Raw genomic sequence first — 24,715 nt, 5'->3', positions numbered from 1 at the left:
AGGTATGTATGAGGTGCTGGCGTCCACCGTGCTCGTCCTGCACTTCTGCTTCCTCGCCTACGTGGTGCTGGGCGGGTTCCTCGCCTGGCGGTGGCCCAGGGCGTTGTGGCCGCATCTCGCGGCCGCCGCCTGGGGTCTCGCCGTGGTGACCATCCCGCTCACCTGCCCGTTGACGCTGGTCGAGCACTGGGCCCGGCGGAAGGCCGGCGAGACCGGTGTCGGGCGGGGCTTCATCGACCAGTACATCGAAGGCGTGCTCTACCCGGAGCGGTACACCCACCTGTTGCAGGTGTTGGTGGGGGTCCTGGTCGTGGTGTCGTACGTGGGGATCTACCTGCGCCGCAGAAAGCGCCGGAACACGACCACGAATAGCTCCCCGGGGTCCGAAGAAATGTCGGAACCTACCGCTACGGTGTGACCATGGCGGGCCGCACCTCTCAGGCCGGCCGCGGTTCCGGCGCGTCCGGCTCCCGCGGCGGTTCGAGCACGCCGTCCAAGCGTTCTGCTCCTGCCAAGCGCGCCACTCCGGTCGAGCGCGCTGCTCCTGTCAAGCGCGCCGCTTCCGCTTCGCGCTCCACTGCCGCCAAGCGTGCCGCGCCGGTCCGTCGCACCGCGGTGGCCCGGCGGCGGCGTGGTGGCGCGGCGGTCGCAACGCCGCTGGGGCTGCTCGGCCGGGGCATGATCGCGCTCTGGATGGGCGTGGCGCACGGTGTCGGCTGGGCCGCCCGGGCGGTGGGCCGCCAGGCGGCCAACGCCCGTGACCTGGACCCCGCACACCGCCGCGACGGCGCCGGCCTGGGCCTCATCGGCCTCGCCGTGCTGGTCACCGCCGCGGTGTGGTTCCAGTCCGCCGGGCCGGTCGGGCACTGGGTCGCCGGGATCTGCCACACGTTCATCGGTGGCGCCGCCTCGGTGCTGCCGGTGCTGCTGCTCATCGGCGGCATCCGGGTCATGCGCGCCGACCCCGAGGAGGACCACCGCGGCCGCGGGCTCGTCGGCTGGACCGCGCTGTTCCTCGGCGGCACCGGCCTCATGCACCTGGCCGCCGGCAGCCCCGACAAGCCCGACCTCATGGACAAGGCCGGCGGCCTGCTCGGCCGGGCCGCGGGCGGCCTGCTGGAGAAGGCCGTCACCGCCTGGGTCGCGGTGCCGCTGCTGCTCCTGCTCGGCGGGTTCGGCCTGCTCGTCGTCACCGCCACCCCGATCAGCCGCATCCCGCAGCGCTGGCGGCAGCTGCGTGACCTGGCCCTCGGCCGGGTCGAGGACCCGACCCTCGACGTCGACGAGGAGTTCGAGGAGCTCTATGACGAGCCGGAGCCGCGCCCGGCCCGGCGGACCCCGGCCCGCCGCCGGCAGGCGGCCGCGCTGCCCCACCCGCTCGACGACCCGGACGGGCCGCTCGACGGGTATGACGCCTCGGCACCCGACCTCGGCGCCGGTCTCGACCAGGATTCAATCGTCCACGACACGGTCGTGCTGCAGCGCACCCCTGCATCGGGCTCGGCCGCCGGGTCGAGGAAGAAGGCGAAGGATCGGGAGAAGGAGCCGCCGGAGCACTCGCCGCTGCCGACCCGCGCGGAGCAGCTGGCGCTCACCGACGCCGACTACAAGCTGCCGCCGCCCGACCTGCTCGGCACCGGCGACGCGCCGCGCGGGCGCACCCGCGCCAACGACGAGGTGACCGCGGCGCTGCAGGGCGTGTTCGAGCAGTTCGGCGTCGACGCGCTCGTCACCGGCTTCACCCGCGGGCCGACCGTGACCCGTTACGAGGTCGAGGTCGGCCACGGCGTCAAGGTCGAGCGGATCACGGCGCTGTCGCGCAACATCGCCTATGCGGTGAAGTCACCCGACGTGCGGATCCAGAGCCCGATCCCGGGCAAGAGCGCGGTCGGCGTCGAGATCCCCAACCCCGACCGGGAGAACGTCGCGCTCGGCGACGTGCTGCGCTCACGGGTCGCGACCAGCGACCACCACCCGCTCATCGTGGCGCTCGGCAAGGACATCGAGGGTGGCTACGTGGTGGCCAACCTGGCGAAGATGCCACACATCCTGATCGCCGGCGCGACCGGCGCGGGCAAGTCGAGCTGCCTCAACACGCTGCTCGTGTCGCTGCTGACCCGGGCCACACCCGACGAGGTCCGGCTGCTGCTGGTCGACCCGAAGCGGGTCGAGCTGACCAGCTATGAGGGCATCCCGCACCTGGTCACGCCGATCGTCACCAACCCGAAGAAGGCCGCCGACGCCCTCGACTGGGTCGTGCGCGAGATGGACATGCGCTACGACGACCTGGCCGCCGCCGGGGTCCGGCACATCGACGACTACAACCGCAAGGTCCGCGCCGGGCAGATCACCGCGCCGCCGGGCAGCGAGCGGGTCATCCGGCCCTACCCGTATCTGCTGGTCGTCGTCGACGAGCTGGCCGACCTGATGATGGTCGCCCCGCGCGACGTCGAGGACTCGGTGGTGCGCATCACGCAGCTCGCCCGCGCCGCCGGCATCCACCTGGTGCTCGCCACGCAGCGCCCCAGCGTCGACGTGGTCACCGGCCTGATCAAGGCGAACGTGCCGTCGCGCCTGGCCTTCGCCACGTCCAGCCTCGCCGACTCGCGGGTCATCCTCGACCAGCCGGGCGCGGAGAAGCTGATCGGCCGCGGCGACGCGCTGTTCCTGCCCATGGGCGCGTCGAAGCCGATCCGCATCCAGGGCGCCTGGGTCAGCGAGACCGAGATCAGCGACATCGTCAAGTTCTGCAAGGACCAGCGCGAGCCGGAGTTCCGCGAGGGCGTCACCACCAAGCCCGAAGACGTCAAGAAGAAGGTCGACGAGGAGATCGGCGACGACCTTGAGCTGCTGCTGCAGGCGATCGAGCTGGTCGTCACCAGCCAGTTCGGCTCGACCAGCATGCTGCAGCGCAAGCTGCGGGTCGGGTTCGCCAAGGCCGGCCGGCTCATGGACCTCATGGAGACCCGCGGGATCGTCGGCCCGTCCGAGGGCTCCAAGGCCCGCGACGTGCTGATCAAGCCGGACGAGCTGCCCGAGGTGCTCGGCGCCCTGAGAGCCTCCGAAGACGACGACTGAGCGCGACCGGCACGAGCCGGCGTCGGTGTCATGTCCGTGTTCGTCGCGCGCTGCGGGTCGTGCCGTGCGTGTGGGCCTGGACGGGCACTGGAGCCGCGCGGTCGGTGATCGTTGAGGCGCTCACCACGTGGTCGATCACGACTGGCGTGATCGGAGTCGCGGAGTGGTTGCCCGGGAGTCGCCGTGGAGGGGGACAGTCGGTGCTCCAACACCGATCACGCCCGAGGACGAAGACTCATCGATCAGTGGACCGGCGGGTACCAGCGCCGAAACAGCGATCTCCCGCCCCCCGCTCATGGTCGAAGGAGCGCCGCGGTCGCCCACGCGACCACCTGACGCCTTCGATCAAGCGGCCAAGATCGTCAGGCCTTGGCGCAGATCCCGCCAGCGCCCTGATTAGGCGATTTGTCCGAAATCCTTGAAGCCGGCGACCACCGAGAGCCCCGGGCCACCGCCAACCCGCCGGCGACGTCAATCCGCAACAGGCTCCAGAGGACCGGCTGCACACCGGGTTCCGGATCGGTGTTGTGGCGCCGGGCGGATTACCCTCACCGGGCGACGCGTCGGCGGCCTTGGGGGAGGACGGCCGGGCGCGGGGTGGTCCGAGTGGGCGAAGATCGAGTCGGAGCGGAGCTGGGCGGCGGTGTTGGCGGCGTTCGTGCCGATCTGGGCGCTCACCGTCGTCGGGTACGTCGCCGGGCGCACCGGGGTGCTGGGGTTCGGGGCCGTCGACGTGCTCGGGCGGTTCGTGTTCTACGTGGCGATGCCGGCCGCGCTGCTCGACACGCTGATCCGCCAGCCGATCACCGGGCTCGCCGGTGAGGGCGTCGCCGCGTTCGTGGGGGCCACCGTCGCCGTCGGGGCGGTCGGGATCGGCGTCGCGCGCTGGGCGTTCCACCGGTCGCTGGGGGAGCAGGCCATCGCCGGCATGGCGGCGGGCTACGTCAACGCCGGCAACCTCGGCATCCCGGTGGCGGTGCAGGTGCTCGGGGACGCGTCGTTCATCGCGGTGGTGCTGCTCATCCAGACCACGATCCTCACGCCGCTCATTCTCGGCACGCTCGACCTGGCGCGGCAGGAGGGTGCCGGGGGGCGCTGGCGGCGGCTGGCGACGGTGCCGCTGCGCAGCCCGGTGATGCTGGCCTGCCTCGCGGGGGTGACGCTCGGCGCCGCCGGGGTGCGGCTGCCGGCGTTGCTGGCCGGCGTGGTCACGCTGCTGGGCGACGCGGCCGTGCCCTCGGCGCTGGTGGCGCTGGGGCTGTCGCTGGTGCGCACCGACGTCGCCGACCCGGTGCCCGCCCGCCCGGTGGAGGTCGCGCTGTCGGTGCTGCTCAAGTCGTGCGTGCAGCCGGCCGTGTGTTTCCTGCTCGCCAGGTTCGTCCTCGACCTGCACGGCGCCGCGCTGTTCGCGGCGGTGTTGTGCTCGGCGCTGCCGACGGCGCAGAACACGTTCGTGTTCGCGAGGGCGTACGGGGTCGACGGCCGCTTCCCACGGGATGCCGTGGTCGCGTCCACGGCGGTCTCGATGGTGACGCTGACGGTGGTGGCGGCACTGCTGGGATAGTTGGTCGGGTGGATGCCGCAGCGATCGCCGCCCTCGCCGAGCCGCAACGCCGGGCCGTCTACGAGCACGTTGCCGCCGCCGGGGCGCCGGTCAGCCGCAACGCGGTCGCGGACGCCCTGGAGATCGGGCGCACCCTCGCCGCGCACCACCTGGACAAGCTGGCCGAGGCGGGTCTGCTCGAGGTGTCGTTCGGGCGGGTGAACGGGCGCAGCGGACCGGGCTCGGGCCGGCCGTCGAAGCTGTACCGGCGCACCGCCACCGAGCACGAGCTGAGCCTGCCGCCGCGGGACTACCGGACCCTGGCCTCGGTCTTCGCCGACGCGGTCGAGGCGGCGGGCGTGGAGCCGGCGCTGTTCGAGGCGGCCCGCCGGGAGGGCGAACGGCACCGGAAGGACGACCTGCCGCCCGAGGAACTGCTGCGGCGGCTGGGCTACGAGCCGTACGAGGACGGCGACGTCTGGCGGCTGCGCAACTGCCCGTTCGACGGCGTGGCGCGCACCCACGCGGCCCTGGTCTGCGGCGCGAACCTCGCGCTGCTTGAGGGGGCGCTGGACGGCGTGCGGATCGACCCCCGGCCGGAGGGGTGTTGTGTGACCGTTCGGCGGAGCGCCCCCGGTACCATAAACAATGTGGATAGGTTTTAGAATCTGGCAATGACCTCCCACCTCGCGCAGCTCAACATCGGCCGGACCGTCGGGCCCAAGGACGACCCGCGCATGGCCGGCTTCTACGGCGACCTCGACCGGATCAACGCGCTCGCCGACGGCTGGCCGGGCTTCGTCTGGCGGCTGGTCGACGAAACCGGCGCGGACGCGACGTCGCTGCGGCCGTTCGGCGACGACGTGATCGTCAATCTGACCGTGTGGGAGGACCTCGAATCACTGCGGGAATTCACGTTCCGTAGTGGTCATCTCGACGTGTTGCGACGGCGCCGTGAGTGGTTCGTCCCACTCGGTGACGTGTACGCCGTCAACTGGTGGATCCCGGCCGGCCACATCCCGACGGTCGACGAGGCGGGCAAGCGTCTGGACCTGCTACGCCGCAACGGGTCGTCACCCGAGGCCTTCACGTTCCGCGACCCGTTCCCCGCAGCCTGAGCCCGGGTCCGCCCGGTACCCTCGACAGCATGCCCACCAACGCTGACCGTCGCGTCGCCCTGCTCACCCTCGGCTGCGCCCGTAACGAGGTGGACTCCGAGGAGCTCGCAGCCCGCCTCGCGGCCGGCGGCTGGGCGGTCACCACCGACGGCACCGACGCGGACGTGGTGGTGGTCAACACCTGTGGCTTCGTGGCCAAGGCCAAGCAGGACTCGATCGACACGCTACTCGCCGCCGCGGACACCGGCGCCAAGGTGGTCGCGACCGGCTGCCTCGCCGAGCGCTACGGCGAGCAGCTCGCCGGTGAGCTGCCCGAGGCGGACGCGGTGCTCGGCTTCGACCACTACCCGGACATGGCGGCCCGCCTCGACGCGATCCTCGCCGGCGAGAAGATCGCCTCGCACGTGCCCCGGGACCGGCGCACGCTGCTCCCGCTCACCCCGGTTGCCCGGCGCGAGGCCACCGAGGTGGTCGTGCCCGGACACCTTCCGGCGCACCTGCGTGGCGTGATGCGGCAGCGGCTGGAGAAGGGCCCGGTCGCGCCGCTGAAGCTGGCCAGCGGCTGCGACCGCCGGTGCACCTTCTGCGCGATCCCGTCGTTCCGTGGCGCGTTCGTGTCCAGGACGCCCGACGAGGTCCTCGCCGAGGCGGAGTGGCTCGCGTCGACCGGCGTCCGCGAGCTCGTGCTCGTGAGTGAGAACTCGACCTCATACGGCAAGGACCTCGGCGACCCGCGCCTGCTGGAGCGGCTCCTGCCGCAGCTCGCCGCGGTCAGCGGCATCGTCCGGGTCCGGGTGTCCTACCTGCAGCCCGCCGAGACCCGCCCCGGCCTCGTGGAGGCGATCGCCACCACGCCCGGCGTCGCGCCGTACTTCGACCTGTCGTTCCAGCACTCCAGCGAGCCGGTCCTGCGGCGCATGCGGCGCTTCGGCTCGACGGAGCGGTTCCTGGAGCTGCTCGACTCGGTCCGCAAGCTCGACCCCGACGCCGGCGCCCGCAGCAACGTGATCGTCGGCTTCCCCGGCGAGACCCGCGAGGACGTCGACGAGCTCGCCCGCTTCCTCACCGAGGCCCGCCTCGACGCCGTCGGCGTGTTCGACTACAGCGACGAGGACGGCACCGAGGCCGCCGACCTGCCCGACAAGGTGTCCGAGAGCGACATCAAGAAGCGGTACGACTGGATGAGCGCCCTCGCCGAGGAGCTGTGCGCGCAGCGGGCCACCGACCGGATCGGCTCCCACGTCGAGGTCATGGTCGACGACCTGGCCGACGACGCCGTCGAGGGCCGCGCCGGGCACCAGGCACCCGAGGTCGACGGCTCCACCACCCTCGTCGAAGGCGGCGGGATCGAGCTGTCCACGCTGCGCCCCGGCGACTTCGTCCGGGCCAGGGTCGTCGACAGCGTCGGCGTCGACCTGGTCGCCGTCCCGATCGAGATGATCAGTCCGGCGGACTCATGACGGTGGTCAAGCCCGTCCCACTGCTCAACGCGGCCAACATCCTGACCGTCGTGCGGATGGTGCTCGTCCCCGTCTTCGTCATATTCGTCGTCGCGGGCCGGATGACCGACACCGGCTGGCAGCTCGCGGCGGGCATCACCTTCGTCGTCGCGTCCGCGACCGACTACGTCGACGGGTGGATCGCACGCACGTACAACCTCGTCACCTCGTTCGGCAAGGTCGTCGATCCGATCGCCGACAAGGCGCTCACCGGGGCCGCGCTGGTCCTGCTGTCGCTGTATGACCGGTTGCCGTGGTGGGTGACGGTGCTCATCCTCGTGCGCGAGTGGGGCGTCACCCTCCTGCGGTTCTGGGTGATCCGGCACGGGGTCATCCCCGCCAGCCGGGGCGGCAAGGTGAAGACGGCGCTGCAGATCCTGGCGATCGGCTGGTACCTGACGCCGCTGCCCGACTGGCTCGCCGCGGTCGGCCCGTGGCTGATGGCCGGTGCCCTCATCGTCACGGTCGTGACGGGCCTGGACTACGTGCTGCGGGCGTACCGCGTCCGCCGCGACTCCCTGCGCCGCCGGGCCGGCAGCCCGGGCGGGTCGGGCGGCGGCGCCGACGACTTCGGCGGTGCGGCCCACTCGACGGCGGAACCGGCGGCCGGGCTGCAGGGTCCGCTGCTCAGCGCCCCCGCGGCGGCCCCGGCCGTCGCGCCCGCGGCCGACGAGCCGGTCGCATGACCGGCCAGCGAAGCGTCTCGGGCCGGTCATCAGGGGTCCAGTGTCGGGTCAGGCGCCCGGAGCGAAGTGAGGACGCATGACCGGCCAGCGAAGCGTCTCGGGCTGGTCATCAGGGGTCCAGTATTGGGTCAGGCGCCCGGAGCGAAGTGAGGACGCATGACCGGCCAGCGAAGCGTCTCGGGCTGGTCATCAGGGGTCCAGTGTCGGGTCAGGCGCCCGGAACGAAGTGAGGACGCATGACCGCCGCCGACATCCTCGTGCTGCTGCAGGACCGGGGTGAGACGCTCGCCGTCGCCGAGTCGCTCACCGGTGGGCTCCTCGCCGCCGAGTTCGTCACCGTCCCCGGGGCGAGCGCCGTCTTCCGCGGTGGCGTCGTCGCATATGCGACCGACTTGAAGGCCAGCCTGCTGGGCGTACCGCCGCCGCTGCTGCATTCGCACGGGCCCGTCGATCCGTCCGTCGCGGCCGCGATGGCCGCCGGTGCCAGGGAACGCTGCGGCGCCGACTGGGCCGCCGCCACCACCGGTGTCGCGGGCCCTGATCCGCAGGGTGGCCAGCCCGTCGGCAGGGTGTACGTCGCGGTCGCCGGCCCGCTGCCCGGACATGCCGCCGTCCGCGAACTCACCCTTCAGGGTGACCGCCCCGCGGTGCGCTCCGGCGCCGTCGAAGCGGCCGTCGCCCTCCTCGCGGAGCGGCTCGCGATCACCATCACCTCCCGATAACGGCGGGGCAGGGTGTCGATCGGCGCTGCACCAGGTACCGTGGCGGGTACCAGTTTTCGCGGCCAGCCATTCGCGGACTGCCTCAGAGGGGGTGCCAAGGTGCTGCTTCGTCGAGTGATCGGTGACGCGCTGCGTGCGCGGCGGCAGGCCCAGCACCGGACCCTGCGCGAGGTGTCGACCGCCGCCAACGTCAGTCTCGGCTACCTGTCCGAGATCGAGCGTGGGCAGAAGGAGGCCTCCAGCGAGCTGCTGGCGGCCATCTGCGAGGCGCTCGGAGCCGCGTTGTCCGAGGTGCTGCGCGATGTGAGCGACACGCTCGCCACGTCCGAGGACCTGCCACGCGTGCTCGTCCCGGTGGGTGCGCCGGAGTCCGAGTCCACCTCCGAGCCCGAGCCGGCCGGTCCGTCCGCTCCGGAGGCCCGGCTCAGCCGCGGCGCGCCGAAGACGAAGGTCAGCGCGGACGCGAAGCTGTCGGTCGCGGTGCGTCACGACGGCCCGCTCCGAACCACGCTGCGCGCGACGCGCAATCCGCGCGAAGTCGTCTACGCCGCCTGAGTGCTCATGATCATGAAGACCTTGTGTGCCCGGGGCATACAAGGTCTTCCGCGTCTTGGGGGTATCCCTGAGATCACCCTGAGGCGTGCGCGGTTCGTCCCAGTTCGGCCGGTTTCTTCTACCGTTTGCCTCGAAGCCGGGCGTGACGCTCTAGCGCTCGCCTGACACGATGGAAGCCGCACGTTCGTAGTGCTGGCGCAGAGAGGACCGCGAGATGGCGAATCCCGCCGTTAAGGGCTGGAAGTACCTGATGGCGCTCTTCGGCGCCAAGATCGATGAGCACGCCGATCCCAAGGTGCAGATCCAGCAGGCGATCGAGGACGCGCAGCGTCAGCACCAGGCCCTGGTGCAGCAGGCCGCGGCCGTGATCGGCAACCAGCGTCAGCTCGAGATGCGGCTGTCCCGGCAGATGGGTGAGGTCGAGAAGCTGCAGAGCTCGGCCCGGCAGGCACTGCTGCTCGCCGACAAGGCCCGGGCCGAGGGCAACGAGGCGAAGGCCGCCGAATACGAGCAGACCGCCCAGATCTTCGCGACCCAGCTGGTCGCGGCGGAGCAGGGCATGGAAGACATGAAGACGCTGCACGACCAGTCGCTCAACGCGGCCGCGCAGGCCCGCCGGGCGGTCGAGAACAACGCGATGCTGCTGCAGCAGCGCCTCGCCGAGCGCACCAAGCTGCTCAGCCAGCTCGAGCAGGCCAAGATGCAGGAGACCGTCGCCAAGTCCCTGGAGTCGATGAGCGGCCTCGCGGCCCCCGGCAACACGCCGTCGCTGGACGAGGTGCGCGAGAAGATCGAGCGCCGCTACGCCAACGCGATGGGCCGCGCCGAGCTCGCCTCCAACTCCGTCGAGGGCCGGATGCTGGAGGTCCAGCGCACCACCCTCGACATGGCCGGCAGCTCCCGCCTCGACCAGATCCGTGCCAGCATGGCCGGCGACCAGCTGACCGCCGCGCCGGGCGCGCCCGCCGCGGCCACGCCCACCGGGCCGAAGGACGCCAGCGTGGCCCGTCTCGACGAGATCAGGGCCGGGCTGCTGAACAAGGACAAGCAAGCGGGAGACGCCGCCAGCGCGAGCTGACGTTCCACAACGGTCAAGGGGGAGAGCGGGTCATGGCCTCGGAGCGGACGAAGCACCTGAAGCGACTGCGGCGGCTGCACCGCTCTGCGCGGGGCTGGTCGGTGCGGGCCGGCCTACTGACCGGCGCCACGGCCGTGCTCGTGCCCTACAGCGGCCTCGGGCTGCCCGACGCGTTCTGGGCGGCGGGCGCCGGCGGCTCCATCGCCATCGCGATCTGGCGGTGGATCGACCTGCGGGCCTTCCGGGCCCTGCCCGTCCCGCCGGAGCCCGACCCGGCCGTCATCGGCGAGAAGCTGGCCGGCATCGTCGCGCGCATGCCCGCCGGGCGCACCGCGCTCGCCGAGTTCGGCCGGCACCGCGACTCGTTCAAGCTGCGCGGCCTCACCGTCGCCGAGCCGTGGCGGCGCCTCGACCGGGCCTCGGCCATGCTCAGCGGCCTGGTCGGGCGGCTCGGCCCGCACGCGGAGGCCGCCGTGCTCGACGCCACCGTCGCCGAGCAGTCGCTGCGCGACCTCGCGCAGCGCACCGCCTCGGTCGAGCGGGCGATGGGGATCGGCCCGGCCGGCCAGTCGCTGCGGCCCGCGCACGCCGCCCTGGCCACGCAGCTCGAGCAGGGCGTGGCGGCGTATGAGCAGTTCGTCACGGCGGCGGCCGGTTGTGTCGCCGAGGACAGTGCCACGATCGGCAACCTCGCCGACGCCACCGCGTTCCTGCGCGGCGTCGCCGAGGGACTGTCGGACCTGCGCGCCACCACCCCGCGCCCCAGCCCGGCCTGACGTCACTCGTTGGGCAGCAGGTATCGCCAGCTGGCCCGGACGACGTCGCCGCCGGCGGTCTCGTAGGCGGGCCAGGCGCCACGCTGGTCCAGGTCCCGGGTCAACGTCCGCACCACCGCCCGGGCGGCGTCACCCGACAGGTCCGCCTTGCGCAGGGCACCCGCGTCCGGTGCCGGCAACGCCACGTCCGCGGGCCACGTGTTCACGGTGGCCGGCTCGCTGTCGACCGGCATCGCGACCAGCCGGATCCGGTCCGCCAGGTAGGGCTGGGCGGTCGCCGACACCTTCTTGTGGATCGCGGCGAGGCGGTCCCGGGCGTCGTAGAGCACGTCGGCGTAGACGTGCTCGGTCTTGAGCTCGTCGAGTCCCTCGGCGGTGAACGCGAGCACCCCCGTCGGTGTCCACGTGGACACCTTCGTCACCGGAGCGCCGGGGACCGGCGGGGCGGCGGTGCGTTGCTTCTGCGCGTCGCTGGAGCGCAGGTCGGCGACGAGGCCGATGTTGAGGCTCTGCAGCTCGTCGGAGTCCAGGCGGGACCGATACGCCGCGTCGGCGATCGCGTCACCGTCGCCGAAGACGACCAGGCGCGGCGCGCGCAGGGCGAGCATCGCCGTGCCGACGAGCTCGCTGGTCAGCTCCCAGACGGCCAGCGGCGTGCCGTCGGGCGGTCGCATCGTCGGGGCCGCGGTCGGCGTGGTGAGCGGGGTCCCGTCACAGCCGCCGAGCGCGGATGCGAGGAGCGCCGCCGCCGAGCCGACGAACAGGCCCCGCCGGCTCAGCCGGTGATCCACCGGAACAACACCACACCCAGCGTCACGCCCCAGACCCTACCGCGTGCCCTCAACGATCAGTGCGCGGGCGTAAACCTCACGACACCCGGCTCCAGAGCGCGGGTGCGGCGACCGGTGACCAGTCCACCTGCGACGTGTGCGTCTGCAGGCAGGCATAGCCGGCGCCGCGGTACGTGACCTGCGCTCCCGTTCGATAGGCGACGCCGACCGCCCAGGCGGGGCTCGTGGCCTTCTTCGATGCGGGTGGCTTCGAAGCAGGCCTGGTCGGTGCAGCGCTCGTCGGCGCCGGTGCCGACCCCGACCCGCCCGGCCCGGACACGAAAGGTGAAGGTGCCGAGATGGGCGGGTCGGGGTCGGCCGGAGGGGGCAGGCACGCGGCGCCGACGCCCGCCGAGTTGTAGCAGAGCCGGCTGTCGTCGGTGGCCTCGACGGGCCCGCCGTCCGTCCGTGCGACCGCGACGGCACCGAGCGTGAACGCGATCAGTGCTGCGGTGCCCCACAACAGCGTCCGATCGGTGCGCCCCAACCGGTGAACTCCCTGCACGTCCACTCGCCCCAACGCCTCGCGCTTCGCGCTCCTCGCGCTCCACGCGTTGCGCTTCGCGCCTTTCGCGCTTCGCGCGTTGCCCGCGAACCGCGCCCTGACCAGCGGGTTCGCAGCCTACGGGCCAGGTGGCGCGACGACAACCGGCTGGCAGTGCGGACACCAGTAGGTGATCCGGTCATGATCGCCACCGGTCCAGCGTTCGATCGTGGTCCCGCACCGGCGGCACGGCCGGCCGGCCCGCTCGAACACCCAGTTCGTCTCGCCCCGGCGCAGCGACCCGGTGGTCGTCTGCGTCCAGCGGCCCCGGTTGGAGTTGAGCAGCCGGTGCGCGAGGTCCACCATCGCCGGCAGGTCCGGCACCGCGCCGGTCTCGGCGAACGGGTTGACCCCGCGCAGGAACAGCACCTCGGCCTTGTACAGGTTGCCGATCCCGGCGAGGTTGCGCTGGTCGAGCAGGGCGTCGGCGATGGGCCGGTCGGGCCGCTCGGCCAGCCGCGCGACGGCCAGCGCGGGGTCCCAGCCGTCGCCCATCAGGTCCGGCCCGAGGTGCCCGATGAGCCGGTGCTCCTCGGCGGTCGGCACGATCGCGAGCTCGTGCAGGTGGAAGCCGACGGCGACGGGCGCTGGGGTGTGCAACGCGACCCGGATGAGGTGCGCGGGGCGCCCGGTCCAGCGCTCGCCTCGTTGGTACACCCGCCAAACGCCATCCATCCGAAGATGTGAATGCAACGTGAGCGCCCGCTCGTCCTTGCCGAATCGCAGCAGCAGGTGCTTGCCGTAGCTGGCGGACTCCGCAACCCGCCAGCCGGAGAGGTCGATGGTCGCCAGTTTGGGCACGCGGAAGTCGCTGCGGGTGAGGACCTGGCCCTCGATCGCCTCGGCGAGCACGCGGGCGGTGTTCCAGACGGTGTCGCCTTCGGGCACGCCCCTATCTTGCCCCCCGTCACGGCAGCAGTGGCGCTACCTCCGCCGCGATCAATTCCAGCTGGTCCAGGTCCCGGATGTCGAGGACCTGGAGGAACGCCCTGGAGGCGCCGGCCTTCACGAAGTCGGCGAGCTGCTCAGCCACGCGGGCCGGCGTGCCGTACAGCTGCCCGCCGGAGGCCGGCGGCCCGTTCGGGTCGAGCCCCACCGCCTCCGCCCGGCGGCGGACCTCGGCGTCGGTCGCGCCGCACACGATCGTCTGCGCGAACGAGAACACGATCGGCGCCCGCCCGTCCCGCCCCTCGGCCTCGATCGCGGCGACGACCCGGTCGTAGGACGTGGTGGTCTCGGCGAGCGAGGAGAACGGCACGTTGAACTCGTCGGCGAACCGCGCCGCCAGCCGTGGCGTCCGCTTGAGCCCCTTGCCGCCGATGATGATCGGCGGTCCGGGCCGCTGCGCCGGTTTCGGCAGGGCGGGCGAGTCGACCAGGTCGTAGTAGCGGCCCTCGAAGCTGAACGTGTCGCCCTCCGGCGTCGACCACAGCCCGGTCAGGATCGCCAGCTGCTCCTCGAGCCGGTCGAACCGCTCGCCGACGGGCGGGAACGGGATCCCGTACGCCGCGTGCTCCCGCTCGAACCAGCCGGTGCCCAGCCCCAGCTCCACCCGGCCGCCGCTCATCGCGTCGACCTGCGCGACCGCGACGGCCAGCGGGCCCGGGTAGCGGAACGTCGCCGACGACACGAGCGTGCCGAGCCGGATCGTGGAGGTCTCGCGGGCGAGCGCGCCGAGCGTCACCCACGAGTCGGTCGGCCCGGGCGCCCCGCCGCGCGTCGCCATGTAGTGGTCCGAGCGGAAGAATCCCTCGAAGCCGAGCCGCTCGGCCCGCTGCGCGAAGGCGAGCTGTTCCTCGTACGTGGCGCCGATCTGGGGCTCGATGAACACTGCTAGCCGCATGCAGCCGACACTATCCTGATGGGCCGCAGCTGGATCTCCTTCACCACCGACTACGGGCTCGAGGACGGGTTCGTCGCCGCCTGCCACGGCGTGATCGCCCGCCTGGCCCCCGACGCGCGGGTGATCGACGTGACGCACCTCGTGCCGCCGGGCGACATCACCCGCGGCGCGCACGTGCTCGCGCAGACCGTCCCGTCGCTGCCGCGCGGCGTGCACCTCGCCGTCGTCGACCCGGGCGTCGGCACCGCGCGCCGGCCGATCGCGATCGAGGCGGCCGACGGCGGTTTCCTGGTCGGCCCCGACAACGGGCTGCTGATCCCGGCCGCGGAGGCCCTCGGCGGCGTCCGCAGTGCCGTGCACCTGCGGTCGGCCCCCGACGTGTCGCGCACGTTCCATGGCCGCGACGTCTTCGCCCCGGTGGCCGCCCGCCTCGCCGAAGGCGCTGACTTCGCATCCCTAGGAAGTGCAACCACGGATTTGGTACGACTGGCGCCGCCGCTCGCACGTACCCTTCCGGACGGCGTGACGGCCGAGGTGCTCACCGTCGACCGGTTCGGCAACGTGCAGCTCGCGGTGGTCGCCTCGGCCGTGCAGCTGCCGTTGTCCGGGGTGACCGTCGACGGCAGGCCCGCCGTCGCCGGTGGCACGTTCGGCGATGCCGCGCCCGGCGAGCTCGTGGTCTTCGCCGACTCCGCGGGTTACCTCGCCGTCGCGGTCAACGGCGGCAGCGCCGCCGCGTTGCTCGACGCTCGGGCCGGAGATCAGGTAACTGTCCGCTTTCCTTGACGTGCGCACGGTTTTCGATAGTGACCGACGGTGATGATCGGGCATATGATCCGAGCGGGCCGGGGACGCCCAAGCGGATCACAAGTGGCGGAGTGTGGACATGTCAGGCGCCGACTGGATGAAGCCCAAGCCGGAGGAGACCCGCGAGCCGGTCGACCTGCAGACGGATCGTCCGCATCCGGCCCGGGTCTATGACTTCCTGCTGGGCGGCAAGGACAATTTCCCCGCCGACCGGGGCGCCGCCGAGGCCGGCCTGCGCGCCAACCCCAACAGCCGCATTCCCCCTCGGGAGAACCGGGCCTTCCTCCGCCGCGCCGTGGAGTATCTGGCCGGCGAGGTCGGCATCCGCCAGTTCCTCGACATCGGCACCGGCATCCCGACGTCACCCAACGTGCACGAGGTTGCCCAGGCGATCGCCGCCGACTCCCGGATTGTCTACGTCGACAACGACCCGATCGTCCTGGCCCACGCCCGCGCACTGCTCACCAGCAAGCCCGAGGGCCGCACCGAGTACATCGACGCCGACCTGCGCGACGTGCGCCGCATCCTCGACTCGCCGCAGCTGCGCGACGTCATCGACTTCGACCAGCCGGTGGCCCTGCTGCTGATCGCGATCCTGCACTTCGTGGGTGACGCCGACGAGCCCTACGCGATCGTCCAGGAGCTGCTCGACGCCCTGCCGGCCGGCAGCTACCTGGCGCTGTCCCACCTGACCGGCGACTTCGACCCGGTCGCCTGGGAGCACGTCGCCGCGATCTACGCCCGCCAGGGCGTGACGATGCAGGTCCGCCCGCACGACGACATCGCCCGGTTCTTCACCGGCCTGGAGCTCGTCGAGCCCGGCCTGCCCCTCGTCACGAAGTGGCGCCCCGACGAGCACGTGTCACCCGACGTCACCGACACGCAGGTCTCCGTCTACGGAGGCGTCGCCAAGAAGGTCTGACCGGACCGCGGCGCCGGGCGCATGACCGGCGCCCACCCGGGCAGTGCCACGCGGTGGTGCGCAAAGCTCCGGCGCTGGCGATGGTGCTGCTGCTCGTGACGGCGCTGGTCGTACCGGTGACCTGGCCTCGTCCCGAACAGACGGTGTGCACGACGGACCTGGTCCAGGCCAGGGCCGTCGCGGGCCTGGCCAACTTCTCGGCGTGGCTGCGCCGCAACGGCGCGACCGGCTTCATCGGCGAGATCGGCTGGCCCGCCGACCGCGACGCGCAGCAGTGGACCGGGGTCGCCGAGGCCTGGTACTCGGCCGCCGACGTGATCGGTCTGCCCGTCACGGCCTGGGCGGCCGGCACCTGGCCGGCCAACTACCCGATGGCCGTCTACCGCCCCGTCGCACACGGCATGGACGTCGACGTCCCCGGCCCGCAGGCACGCGTCGTCGAACGCCACGGCACCGCCGCCGGCTACCTCCGCGGCGTCAACCTCGCCGCCGGCTCCTTCGCCACGTCCGAGGTGAACGGCGGCTTCGGCAGCGCCAACCCCGGCCGGTACGGCCACGACTACACGTACGAGACCCCGCAGAGCTACGAGTTCCTCGCCGGCCGCGGCGTCCGGCTGGTCCGCCTCGCGGTCAACTGGGAACGCCTCCAGCCGACCCCCTTCGGCCCCCTCTCCGTCACCGAGGTCGCCCGGGTCCGCGCCGCCCTCGACCACGCCGAGGCCGCCGGCCTCCTCGTCGTGCTGGACCTGCACGGGTACGGCGACTTCGCCCTCGGCGGCGGCCCCCACCAGCAGACCCTGCTGCGCCTCGGCGGCCCCGGCCTCCCCACCACCGCACTGGCCGACTTCTGGCGCCGCATGGCCGTCGAGGCCGACAACCCCGCCGTCATCGGCCTCGGCCTGCTCAACGAACCGACCCGCCTCGCCGCCGACGGCCGGGCCGGCGCACTGCTCTGGGAACGCGCCGCCCAGCAGTCCGTCGACGCGATCCGCGCCACCGGCGACCGCCGCGCACTGCTCGTCAGCGGCTACATCCCGATGGGCCCACCGTCCTGGGGCCTCATGCACCCGCGAGCCTGGATCCGGGATCCACTGCACCGCGTCGCATACGAGTCGCACGCCTACTTCGACTACGACGGCAGCGGCCACTACTGGCGCACGTACACCGACGAACTGCGCGACGTCACCTGGCCCCGCCCCACCCTCTGCCAGCAACTGACCCCGATGAACCGCCAGGTGCTTCAATGGTGACGATGAGCGACGTGCGCACCGCGCTGCCCGGCGACCTGCCTGCCGCCGTGGAGGTCTGGCACGCGGCGAACACCGCCCGTGGCCTGCCCCCGACTGCGTCCCGCCTGGCCCGCATCCGCGAGAAGCTGACCGCTTCCGACGCAACCGTCCTGGTAGCCACCCTGCCCGTCGCCTCCGCCGTGGCTGCCCCTGCTGCGGTTGCCCTTGCTGCGGCTGCCCCTGTGACGGTTGCGTCCACGGCCGTTGCTCCCGGCGTGGATGACCCAGCCGTCGTTGCCTCCGCCGTTGCTCCCGCCGCCGTTGCCTCCGTCGACCTTGCCTCCGTCGACCTTGCCGCGGTGTCGGACGGTCCCGGGCGCGAAGTTGTCGGGCCCGAGGTGGTGGTCGGCATGGCACTGGTCGAGCAGGGCCGCGCCGACGACGGCGCCGGTGAACCGGTCCCCGGCTACGGGCACGTGTCGATGGTGTTCGTGCATCCCTCCCACTGGTCGAACGGCTACGGCCAGCAGCTCCTCCGAGCGGTCGCCGCCCTCGGCTGGACCCGCACGACGCTGTGGACCCGGCAGTCCAACAGCCGTGCCCAGCGGCTCTACGCCGCCGCCGGGTACACGCCGACCGGCCGCGTCGCCCATCTCCACGACGGTGACGCGATCATCCAGCTCGAACACCTCACCGGAACACGGCCCGCATAATTCCCAGCCGCCGCCGCGCGCCGGCGCTGACCCGGCATCACCTGCGGGTGTGCGGGGTCGCTGAGTCACGGTGCGAGGTGCACGTCGCGCTGCTCGCGGCAACCCGAAGGATCGCGGGGGTCCTGGAGCCTGTTGCAGGTTGACGTCGCCGGTGGGTTGGTGGTGGTCCGGGGCTCCCGGTCGTCGCCGCCTTCAAAACTTTGAACAAATCACCCGAATCAGCGCGCTGGCGGGGCCCGGACCAAGGTCTGACGATCTTGTTCGCTTGGTCGAAGGCGTCGGGTGGTCGCGTGGACGACCACCGCGCTCCCTCGATCATGAGCAAGGACGGGAGATCGCCGTTTCGACGCCGGTATCCTCCGGTCCGCGGATTGATGTTTTCGTCCTGTGGGCGTGATCGGTGTTGGAGCACCGAATGATGCCCTCGACGGTGCTGGATCAGCTCGGACGGCGGGAACACCGGGCTGGATCAGCTCGGACGGCGGGAAACACCGGACAGCCCCCATCGCGCACCGACCGACCGCGACGTCAATCCGCAACAGGCTCCCTGACACCCGCACATCCCTCGGGTTCTCGCGGATCGCCGCTGCCGCCCGCGCCGCCCTGCTCCCGGTTGGTGGAGCTGCGCTCGCCGCGATTGGTCTCACCGACCACGGGACCCCGACCGGGTCCGCGCCGCGATGGGCCTCGTCGGCCGGCACGCCGCCGTCGACCCGGTCAACGATGCCGGCGTCCACGCCAGGGCCGTGCGCCGCCGACAGCTTCGGCCCGCCGGGGTTACGGTGCCAGCCGAGACGGTGCTACCGGAGCCCCGTGGGTCGGGCGTTGTCAGCGGGCCCCTCCCAGGTCCAGTGCGGCATCCGGACGTCGGCGGGCACCTGGGAGTCCTGCGGTGAGTACTGCATGACGTCGCCCGCGGCCCACGTCATGTAGTCGCGTAACGCCTTCCGGAACGCCGGTTCGGCGGGCAGGCCGGCGTCGTCGCAGGCGAGCACGAAGCAACGCACGAACCGCTCGCCGAGGTCGTCGTCGGCGCCCATCCGGGCGTGCAGGTCGAGCATCCCGAAGTGGCTGCCGCACGTCTGCGTGTACGCCGGCGGACCCCCGAACACCTCGGCCAGGTACGTCCCGAGCCGCTGCACATGCTCAGGATGCTGCCCCTCGTGCGAGAACGGATGGTTGAGCACCGGATCGGCGAGGCACCGCTCATGCAGCGCCGCTGCCAGCGCCTGGAAGGCCGGCGCGCCACCGGCGTACTCGAACACCGACATCCGTCCCTCACCCGTCGACCCGGTCACCGTGCCGCCTCCTTCCCGTGTCCTTGTGGATCGTTGCCGTACCGCGACTCCGCTGCGGGGTCGTACCGCAGCTCCGCAGCGGGAGCGTGCCCCGGCTCCACCGGGGAAGCTTGATGCACCTTCCGGGCCGGAGCGCCTGTACCAGCCGAACCGTGTCCATCTAACAGAGCCTGGTCCGGCCCGTCAGGTGGAGCGTGGCCGAGCTCCTCCAGTACAGCTTGATGCCTGCTTCGCGTTGGTGGAACCTGACGCGGCGCTCCGGGTGGAGCGGCGCGGCGCCGCGGGTGGTGTGGTTCAGTTCCGCAAGCGGAGTCCCTTCGGTGTGGTCCGGAAACCGGCGGCGGACAGTGCGTCGCCGAGCGCCGAGGCGTGGATGGACTCGCCGTCGGCGCGCTCGACCGACATCGCGCCGAGGGCGCCGGCGTGGACCGCGTCGGCGAGCGCCTTCGCGGCGAGTGCGAGCAGGTCAGTGTCCTCGACGTAGGACAGCAGGGTCCGGCCGCCGCGCTCCACGTAGATGACGAGGTCACCGCCGACCGTGACGACGAGTGCGCCCGCCTTGCGGCCCGGCCGGTGCCCGGAACGCTCGCCGTCGCCGGCGTCGACGATCCTGTCGGGCCAGGGCAGCGCCGCGCCGTAGGGGTTGGCGGGGTCGGTGGCCGCGAGCACCAGCGCGTCGCGGGTGTCGGTGCCGCCCCGCAGCCGGTCGACCGCACCCGGCAACGCGAACTGTGCGGCGCCCAGCCCTTCGACGAAGTATCCGCGCCGAGCGGCCCCGCGCTCCTCCATCGCGGCGAGCACCGGATACACCCCGGCGAACGCCCCCGGCAGATCCTCGGCCATCACCGCCCCGCGCGTGACGATCCCGTGCCGGTCCAGGAGCAACTCGGCGTTGGCGGTCGCCCGGCGGGTCGGGTCGAGGTCCCGGTCGGGCAGCCGATGCCACCGGCCCGCTCCGGTCGGCGGCCCGGACCGGGCCACCGCGAGCGACGCCCGTGCCGCCGCGACCCCGGCGCGCCGATACCGCGACCGAGGGGCGGCCGGCTTCGCCCGGTGTGCGCCACCGCCGCCGAGCTTCGCCCGCAGCGGCCCGAGTGTGTCGTTCGACAAGAGCCCGGCCCAGACCAGGTCCCACACGGCGTCGAGGAGCTCCGCCTCGCTCACGAAGACCGGTCGCCCGCCGGCCGACGCACCGGCGTGCAACGACGCCTCGACCCCTCGCAGGGTGCCGCTGATCGAGCCCTCAACCGGCGCCGCCTTGCCCCTGCGCAACCTGGCGAGCGGAATGGGCGGCGGCACGACCTCGCCCGCCTCCACCCGCCCCGCCGCACCCGGCAGCCCCCCAAGACGCCGAACCCCGTCCCCGCGCGCGCCGCCCCGACCCGCGCCACCTGCGGCATCGACGCCCGTGCCGCCGGTGCCCGTGCCGCCTGTGCCCGTGCCGCCTGTGCCCGCGCCGCCTGTGCCCGCGGCATCTGTGCGCGCGGCATCTGCGCCTGGGGCATCTGTGCTTGCGGTGTCAATGTCCGAGCCGTCGCCGTTCGAACCGGCCACGGCACCCACAGCGGCACCGCCCTCGGCAGCTGCCTGCCCACGGACGGTGCGGGTGCCGCCCCCTCGCCTCCGGGTGGACCCGGACCCGCCGGTGTCCCGGCCGGACGGCAGCTCGGGTGCCGGCGCGTCCAGCGCGGTCTGGTCCCCGGCGGGGGGCGGAGCGGAGGCAAGGATGTCGTTGACGCGCTCCGCCAGGGTGCGCAGGAACAGTGCCTGCCCGCCGGCGAGCGCGGTGAGGATCGCGGCATGGACCGGGCCGCCCACGTCGGCTGGGGGTGGCAGGAGCAGCGGGGCAGTGTCGGCGAAGGCGAGGCTGATCCAGCCGTCGTGCTCGCCGATGGCGCCGCCGCCGGACCAGAGCAGGTCGCCGGATGCGCAGAGCTCGTCGAGATAGGCGGGGGTGTAGTCGGCGACGCGGGCCGGCAGGATCAGCCGCTCCAGGGCGGACGCCGGCATGGGGATGCCCTGCAGCTGCTCCACGGCGGCAGCGACGGCGTCGATGCCACGGGCCCGGGACGAGCCGATCTGGTGCCACTGCGGCAGGAACCTGGCCAGGGCCCGGGGAGGCACCGGCTCGATCTCGCGGCGCAGCGCCGCGAGGGACCGGCGGCGCAGAAGCCGCAGGATCTCCGCGTCGCACCACTCGGTCCCGGCCCCGCCGGGGGTGAACTCGCCGGAGACCATCGACGGCAGGCGGCGCAGGGCCTGCTCGAGGACGAAGACGCCGAGGCCGAAGCGGGCCGCGCTGGTCGCCGCGCTGAACGGGGCGTGCGTGCGACCGTAGCGGGTGACGAGGTCGCCGAGCGGATCCGCGACCGGCTCGAGATAGGCGGTGGGCAGCCCGACGGGCAGGGCCACGCCGAGGGCGTCGCGGAAGCGGGCGGCGTCCTCGACCGCGACCCAGCGGGGCTCGCCGGCGACGCGGACCTGGATCGCGCGGCGCTGGGCGGCGAGCTCGACGGCCCAGGCGGGGTCGGCGCCACGGGCGGTGAGCTCGGCGTCGGAGAGGTCGCCCAGGACGCGGAGCATCTCGGCGACGTCCTCGGCGTCGCGTGGGGTGCGCTGGTCGCCGAGCCACTGCAGGGTCCGCTCGGTCTCGGTGACGACCTCGGGGTCCAGCAGCTCGCGCAGCTCGACCCGGCCGAGCAGCTCGGCGAGCAGCGTCGGGTCGAGGGCGAGGGCGGCGGCCCGGCGCTCCGCGAGGGGCGAGTCGCCCTCATACAGGAAGGCACCGACATAGCCGAACAGCAGCGACCGGGCGAACGGCGACGGCCGCGGGGTCTCGACCTCGACGAGGCGGAGCTTGCGGCCGGCGATGTCGCGCATGACGCCGACGAGCCCGGCGACGTCGAACACGTCCTGCAGGCACTCGCGGGCGGCCTCGAGGGTGATCGGGAAGTCGGCGTAGTCGCGGGCGACGTCGAGCAGCTGGGCGGAGCGCTGCCGCTGCTGCCACAGCGGCTGGCGGCGGCGCGGGTCGCGGCGCGGCAGCAGCAGGGCGCGGGCCGCACACTCGCGGAACCGCGCGGCGAACATGGCCGACGTGCCGACGGTCTCCTCGACGATGCCGGCGATCTCGTCGGGGTCGAACGCGACGAGGTCCGCGCCGGGCGGGTCGTCGGCGATGTCGGGCAGGCGGACCACGATGCCGTCGTCGCTGGGCATGACCTGGGCGTCGACGCCATAGCGCTCGTTGAGCCGACGGGCGATCGCAAGTGCCCACGGCGCGTTGACCCGGGCGCCGAGGACACAGTGGACGGTCATCCGCCAGTCGCCCAGCTCGTCGCGGAACCGCTCGACCAGCACGGTGCGGTCGTCGGGGAGGTGCCGGGTCGCCTCGCGCTGCTCACGCAGATAGGCCAGGAGGTTGTCGGCGGCCCACTCGTCGAGGCCGCCGCTGCGCAGCTGCGTGCGGGCGACCTCGTCGCCGGACTTCACGAAACCGCGCAGCCGGGCGCCGATCGCGCGGCCCAGCTCGACCGGCCGGCCGGGCGAGTCGCCCTTCCAGAACGGCATCTTCGCGGCGGCGCCCGGGGCGGGGGAGACCAGCACGCGGTCGGGGGTGATGTCCTCGATGCGCCACGAGGTGGAGCCGAGCAGGAACACGTCGCCGACCCGTGACTCGTAGACCATCTCCTCGTCGAGCTCGCCGACGCGGGCGGCCTTCTCGGCGCCGGCCAGGAACACGCCGAACAGGCCACGGTCCGGGATGGTGCCGCCACTGGTGACGGCGAGGCGCTGGGCGCCGGGGCGGGCGGTGAGCACCCCGTCGGTGCGGTCCCACACGACGCGGGGCCGCAGCTCGGCGAACGCGGTCGACGGATACCGGCCGGCGAGCATGTCCAGCACCGCGAACAGCGCCGACTCGGGCAGGTCGGCGAAGACCGCGGTGCGCCGCACCAGCGCCGCCAACTCGTCGATGTGCCACGGCTCCATCGCGACCATGGCGATGATCTGCTGGGCGAGGACGTCGAGCGGGTTGCGCGGGTAGCGCAGCTCCTCGATGCCGCCCTCGACCATCCGCTCGGCGACGACGGCGCACGAGACGAGGTCGCCGCGGTGCTTCGGGAACACCACCCCCCGGGAGACGGCACCGACCTGGTGCCCGGCGCGTCCGACCCGCTGCAGGCCGGCGGCGACGCTCGGGGGCGCCTCGATCTGCACGACGAGGTCGACGGAGCCCATGTCGATGCCCAGCTCCAGGCTGGAGGTGGCGACGACGGCCGGCAGCTGGCCGGACTTGAGGGCCTCCTCGATGTGCTTGCGCTCCTCGCGGGAGACGCTGCCGTGGTGCGCGCGGGCCACGACCGGCGCCGCGCCGTTGGCGGTCCCGGCCTGCGCCATCATCTCGGCCGGCGTCCGTGGCGCGGTGGGCGTGGGGATGCCGGCGCGGGCTGCGGACAGCTCGTTGATCCTGGCGCAGAGCCGCTCGGCGCCGCGCCGCGAGTTGGTGAACACGATGGTGGAGCGGTGGCCCTCGATCAGGTCGAGCACGCGCTCCTCCACGGCGGGCCAGATGGAGGCCTGCCGCGGTGCGCCGTCGTCGTCCTGCGTCGGGTCGGCCTCGCCGAGGGCCGTCATGTCCTCGACGGGCACCTGGACCTCGACCTCGATGGTCTTGGCGCTGGGCGGCTGCACGACCTCGACGGGCGCGGCCCCGCCGAGGAACCTGGCGGTCTCGTCGATCGGGCGGACGGTCGCGGACAGCCCGACCCGCTGCGCCGGCCGCTCCAGCAGGGCGTCGAGCCGCTCCAGGGAGAGCGCGAGGTGCGCGCCGCGCTTGGTCGCGCAGACCGCGTGGACCTCGTCGACGATCACCGTCTCGACGCTGCGCAGGGACTCCCTGGCCTGCGAGGTGAGCAGCAGGAACAAGGACTCGGGCGTGGTGATCAGGATGTCGGGCGGGGTCTTGGTGAAGGCCCGCCGCTCGTCGGCCGGGGTGTCGCCGGTGCGCATGGCGACCCTGATGTCGGGCGGCACCTGCCCGAGCCGGGCGGCGGCCTGCCGGATGCCGGCGAGCGGTGCCCGGAGATTGCGCTCGACGTCGACCGCCAGGGCCTTCAGTGGGCTGACATAGAGCACCCGGCAGCGCTTCGCGGCCTCCACGTCGGGCCGGGCGGCGAGCTGGTCGAGCGACCAGAGGAACGCCGCCAGGGTCTTGCCGGAGCCGGTCGGCGCGACCACGAGGGCGTGCCGGCCGGCGCTGATCGCCCGCCAGGCGCCGGCCTGCGCCGCGGTCGGCGCCGCGAACGCCGCACCGAACCACTCCCGCGTCGCCGCCCCGAACCGACCCAGCTCATCCATGCCTCCATCCTGCCCCCGGGGTACGACACTTTCCCGAGACCGGCTGACCCCGCCGACAGGATTAGTCCGATTTGTACGAAAGGGGGAGTTTGGCTAAGGTGTGCCAATCCCCAATC

General features: G+C 72.9%; 19 protein-coding genes and 2 pseudogenes. 15 read left to right on the top strand and 6 right to left on the bottom strand.

The window, feature by feature from the left end; all coding sequences use genetic code 11:
- The first annotated feature begins 4 nt into the window (after nucleotides 1-4).
- From ACFPIJ_RS02330 to pspM, 11 genes and pseudogenes are all read left to right on the top strand, one after another.
- Nucleotides 5-418 carry a DUF2784 domain-containing protein gene (locus ACFPIJ_RS02330; RefSeq protein ID WP_380112877.1) on the top strand — a complete coding sequence of 138 codons (414 nt, stop codon included), beginning with the start codon at nucleotides 5-7 and terminating at the stop codon, nucleotides 416-418.
- A 2-nt stretch (nucleotides 419-420) separates the two neighbouring features.
- On the top strand, nucleotides 421-3,078 hold the full coding sequence (locus ACFPIJ_RS02325) for an FtsK/SpoIIIE family DNA translocase (protein WP_380112876.1): 2,658 nt from the start codon (nucleotides 421-423) through the stop codon (nucleotides 3,076-3,078).
- Nucleotides 3,079-3,721: 643 nt separating this feature from the next.
- On the top strand, nucleotides 3,722-4,642 hold the full coding sequence (locus ACFPIJ_RS02320) for an AEC family transporter (protein WP_380112875.1): 921 nt from the start codon (nucleotides 3,722-3,724) through the stop codon (nucleotides 4,640-4,642).
- 8 nt (nucleotides 4,643-4,650) lie between these two features.
- Nucleotides 4,651-5,286 (top strand): helix-turn-helix transcriptional regulator, encoded by a 636-nt coding sequence (locus ACFPIJ_RS02315; protein ID WP_380112873.1) that lies wholly within the window; start codon nucleotides 4,651-4,653, stop codon nucleotides 5,284-5,286.
- A 9-nt stretch (nucleotides 5,287-5,295) separates the two neighbouring features.
- Complete coding sequence (locus ACFPIJ_RS02310; protein ID WP_380112872.1) at nucleotides 5,296-5,739, top strand: DUF3291 domain-containing protein; 444 nt, start codon at nucleotides 5,296-5,298, stop codon at nucleotides 5,737-5,739.
- 29 nt (nucleotides 5,740-5,768) lie between these two features.
- Nucleotides 5,769-7,199 (top strand): 30S ribosomal protein S12 methylthiotransferase RimO, encoded by a 1,431-nt coding sequence (gene rimO / locus ACFPIJ_RS02305; RefSeq protein WP_380112871.1) that lies wholly within the window; start codon nucleotides 5,769-5,771, stop codon nucleotides 7,197-7,199.
- Nucleotides 7,196-7,750, top strand: a pseudogene (pgsA, locus tag ACFPIJ_RS02300) (CDP-diacylglycerol--glycerol-3-phosphate 3-phosphatidyltransferase); the annotation flags it as partial. The gene rimO and the pseudogene pgsA, both read left to right, overlap by 4 nt.
- A 410-nt stretch (nucleotides 7,751-8,160) precedes the next feature.
- Nucleotides 8,161-8,646, top strand: coding sequence for a CinA family protein (locus tag ACFPIJ_RS02295; protein ID WP_380112870.1), 486 nt, complete (start codon nucleotides 8,161-8,163; stop codon nucleotides 8,644-8,646).
- A gap of 99 nt (nucleotides 8,647-8,745) precedes the next feature.
- A complete protein-coding gene (locus ACFPIJ_RS02290; RefSeq protein WP_380112869.1) occupies nucleotides 8,746-9,201 on the top strand; it encodes a helix-turn-helix domain-containing protein in 456 nt (151 codons plus the stop codon).
- 214 nt (nucleotides 9,202-9,415) lie between these two features.
- Nucleotides 9,416-10,279 carry a PspA/IM30 family protein gene (locus ACFPIJ_RS02285; protein ID WP_380112868.1) on the top strand — a complete coding sequence of 288 codons (864 nt, stop codon included), beginning with the start codon at nucleotides 9,416-9,418 and terminating at the stop codon, nucleotides 10,277-10,279.
- Between the two features lie 32 nt (nucleotides 10,280-10,311).
- Nucleotides 10,312-11,055 carry a phage shock envelope stress response protein PspM gene (gene pspM, locus ACFPIJ_RS02280; RefSeq protein WP_380112867.1) on the top strand — a complete coding sequence of 248 codons (744 nt, stop codon included), beginning with the start codon at nucleotides 10,312-10,314 and terminating at the stop codon, nucleotides 11,053-11,055.
- Between the two features lie 2 nt (nucleotides 11,056-11,057).
- Here the strand turns inward: pspM and ACFPIJ_RS02275 are convergent, their stop codons facing one another.
- The 4 genes from ACFPIJ_RS02275 to ACFPIJ_RS02260 form a co-directional block, all read right to left on the bottom strand.
- Nucleotides 11,058-11,846: a hypothetical protein gene (locus tag ACFPIJ_RS02275; RefSeq protein WP_380112866.1), complete on the bottom strand. Its 789-nt coding sequence runs from the start codon at nucleotides 11,844-11,846 to the stop codon at nucleotides 11,058-11,060.
- 76 nt (nucleotides 11,847-11,922) lie between these two features.
- Nucleotides 11,923-12,372: a carbohydrate-binding protein gene (locus tag ACFPIJ_RS02270; RefSeq protein ID WP_380112865.1), complete on the bottom strand. Its 450-nt coding sequence runs from the start codon at nucleotides 12,370-12,372 to the stop codon at nucleotides 11,923-11,925.
- Nucleotides 12,373-12,507: 135 nt separating this feature from the next.
- A complete protein-coding gene (locus ACFPIJ_RS02265; protein ID WP_380112864.1) occupies nucleotides 12,508-13,317 on the bottom strand; it encodes a DNA-formamidopyrimidine glycosylase family protein in 810 nt (269 codons plus the stop codon).
- Between the two features lie 19 nt (nucleotides 13,318-13,336).
- The gene (locus ACFPIJ_RS02260) at nucleotides 13,337-14,272 is read right to left on the bottom strand and encodes an LLM class F420-dependent oxidoreductase (RefSeq protein ID WP_380112862.1); all 936 of its coding nucleotides are present in this window, start codon (nucleotides 14,270-14,272) and stop codon (nucleotides 13,337-13,339) included.
- A 15-nt stretch (nucleotides 14,273-14,287) separates the two neighbouring features.
- Here ACFPIJ_RS02260 and ACFPIJ_RS02255 point away from each other — a divergent pair, with 15 nt between their 5' ends.
- The 4 genes from ACFPIJ_RS02255 (at nucleotide 14,288) to ACFPIJ_RS02240 (ending at nucleotide 17,943) form a co-directional block, all read left to right on the top strand.
- The gene (locus tag ACFPIJ_RS02255; protein ID WP_380113065.1) at nucleotides 14,288-15,058 is read left to right on the top strand and encodes an SAM hydrolase/SAM-dependent halogenase family protein; all 771 of its coding nucleotides are present in this window, start codon (nucleotides 14,288-14,290) and stop codon (nucleotides 15,056-15,058) included.
- 100 nt (nucleotides 15,059-15,158) lie between these two features.
- Entirely contained in the window at nucleotides 15,159-16,001 is an 843-nt protein-coding gene (locus ACFPIJ_RS02250; protein WP_380112861.1) for an SAM-dependent methyltransferase, read from the top strand.
- 53 nt (nucleotides 16,002-16,054) lie between these two features.
- Nucleotides 16,055-17,251 carry a glycoside hydrolase family 5 protein gene (locus tag ACFPIJ_RS02245; protein WP_380112859.1) on the top strand — a complete coding sequence of 399 codons (1,197 nt, stop codon included), beginning with the start codon at nucleotides 16,055-16,057 and terminating at the stop codon, nucleotides 17,249-17,251.
- 2 nt (nucleotides 17,252-17,253) lie between these two features.
- The gene (locus ACFPIJ_RS02240) at nucleotides 17,254-17,943 is read left to right on the top strand and encodes a GNAT family N-acetyltransferase (protein ID WP_380112857.1); all 690 of its coding nucleotides are present in this window, start codon (nucleotides 17,254-17,256) and stop codon (nucleotides 17,941-17,943) included.
- 800 nt (nucleotides 17,944-18,743) lie between these two features.
- Here the strand turns inward: ACFPIJ_RS02240 and ACFPIJ_RS02235 are convergent.
- Together ACFPIJ_RS02235 and ACFPIJ_RS02230 are read right to left on the bottom strand one after the other, a co-directional pair.
- Nucleotides 18,744-19,241, bottom strand: a complete 498-nt coding sequence (locus tag ACFPIJ_RS02235) for a globin domain-containing protein (RefSeq protein ID WP_380112856.1) — start codon at nucleotides 19,239-19,241, stop codon at nucleotides 18,744-18,746.
- A 618-nt stretch (nucleotides 19,242-19,859) separates the two neighbouring features.
- Nucleotides 19,860-24,599 (bottom strand): annotated as a pseudogene (locus ACFPIJ_RS02230) (Lhr family helicase); the annotation flags it as partial.
- Nucleotides 24,600-24,715: the final 116 nt, after the last annotated feature.

The organism is Dactylosporangium cerinum (assembly GCF_042653625.1).
In the GTDB taxonomy this organism is placed as follows: Bacteria; Actinomycetota; Actinomycetes; order Mycobacteriales; family Micromonosporaceae; genus Dactylosporangium; species Dactylosporangium cerinum.
This window is presented reverse-complemented; position numbering and strand designations above follow the sequence as displayed.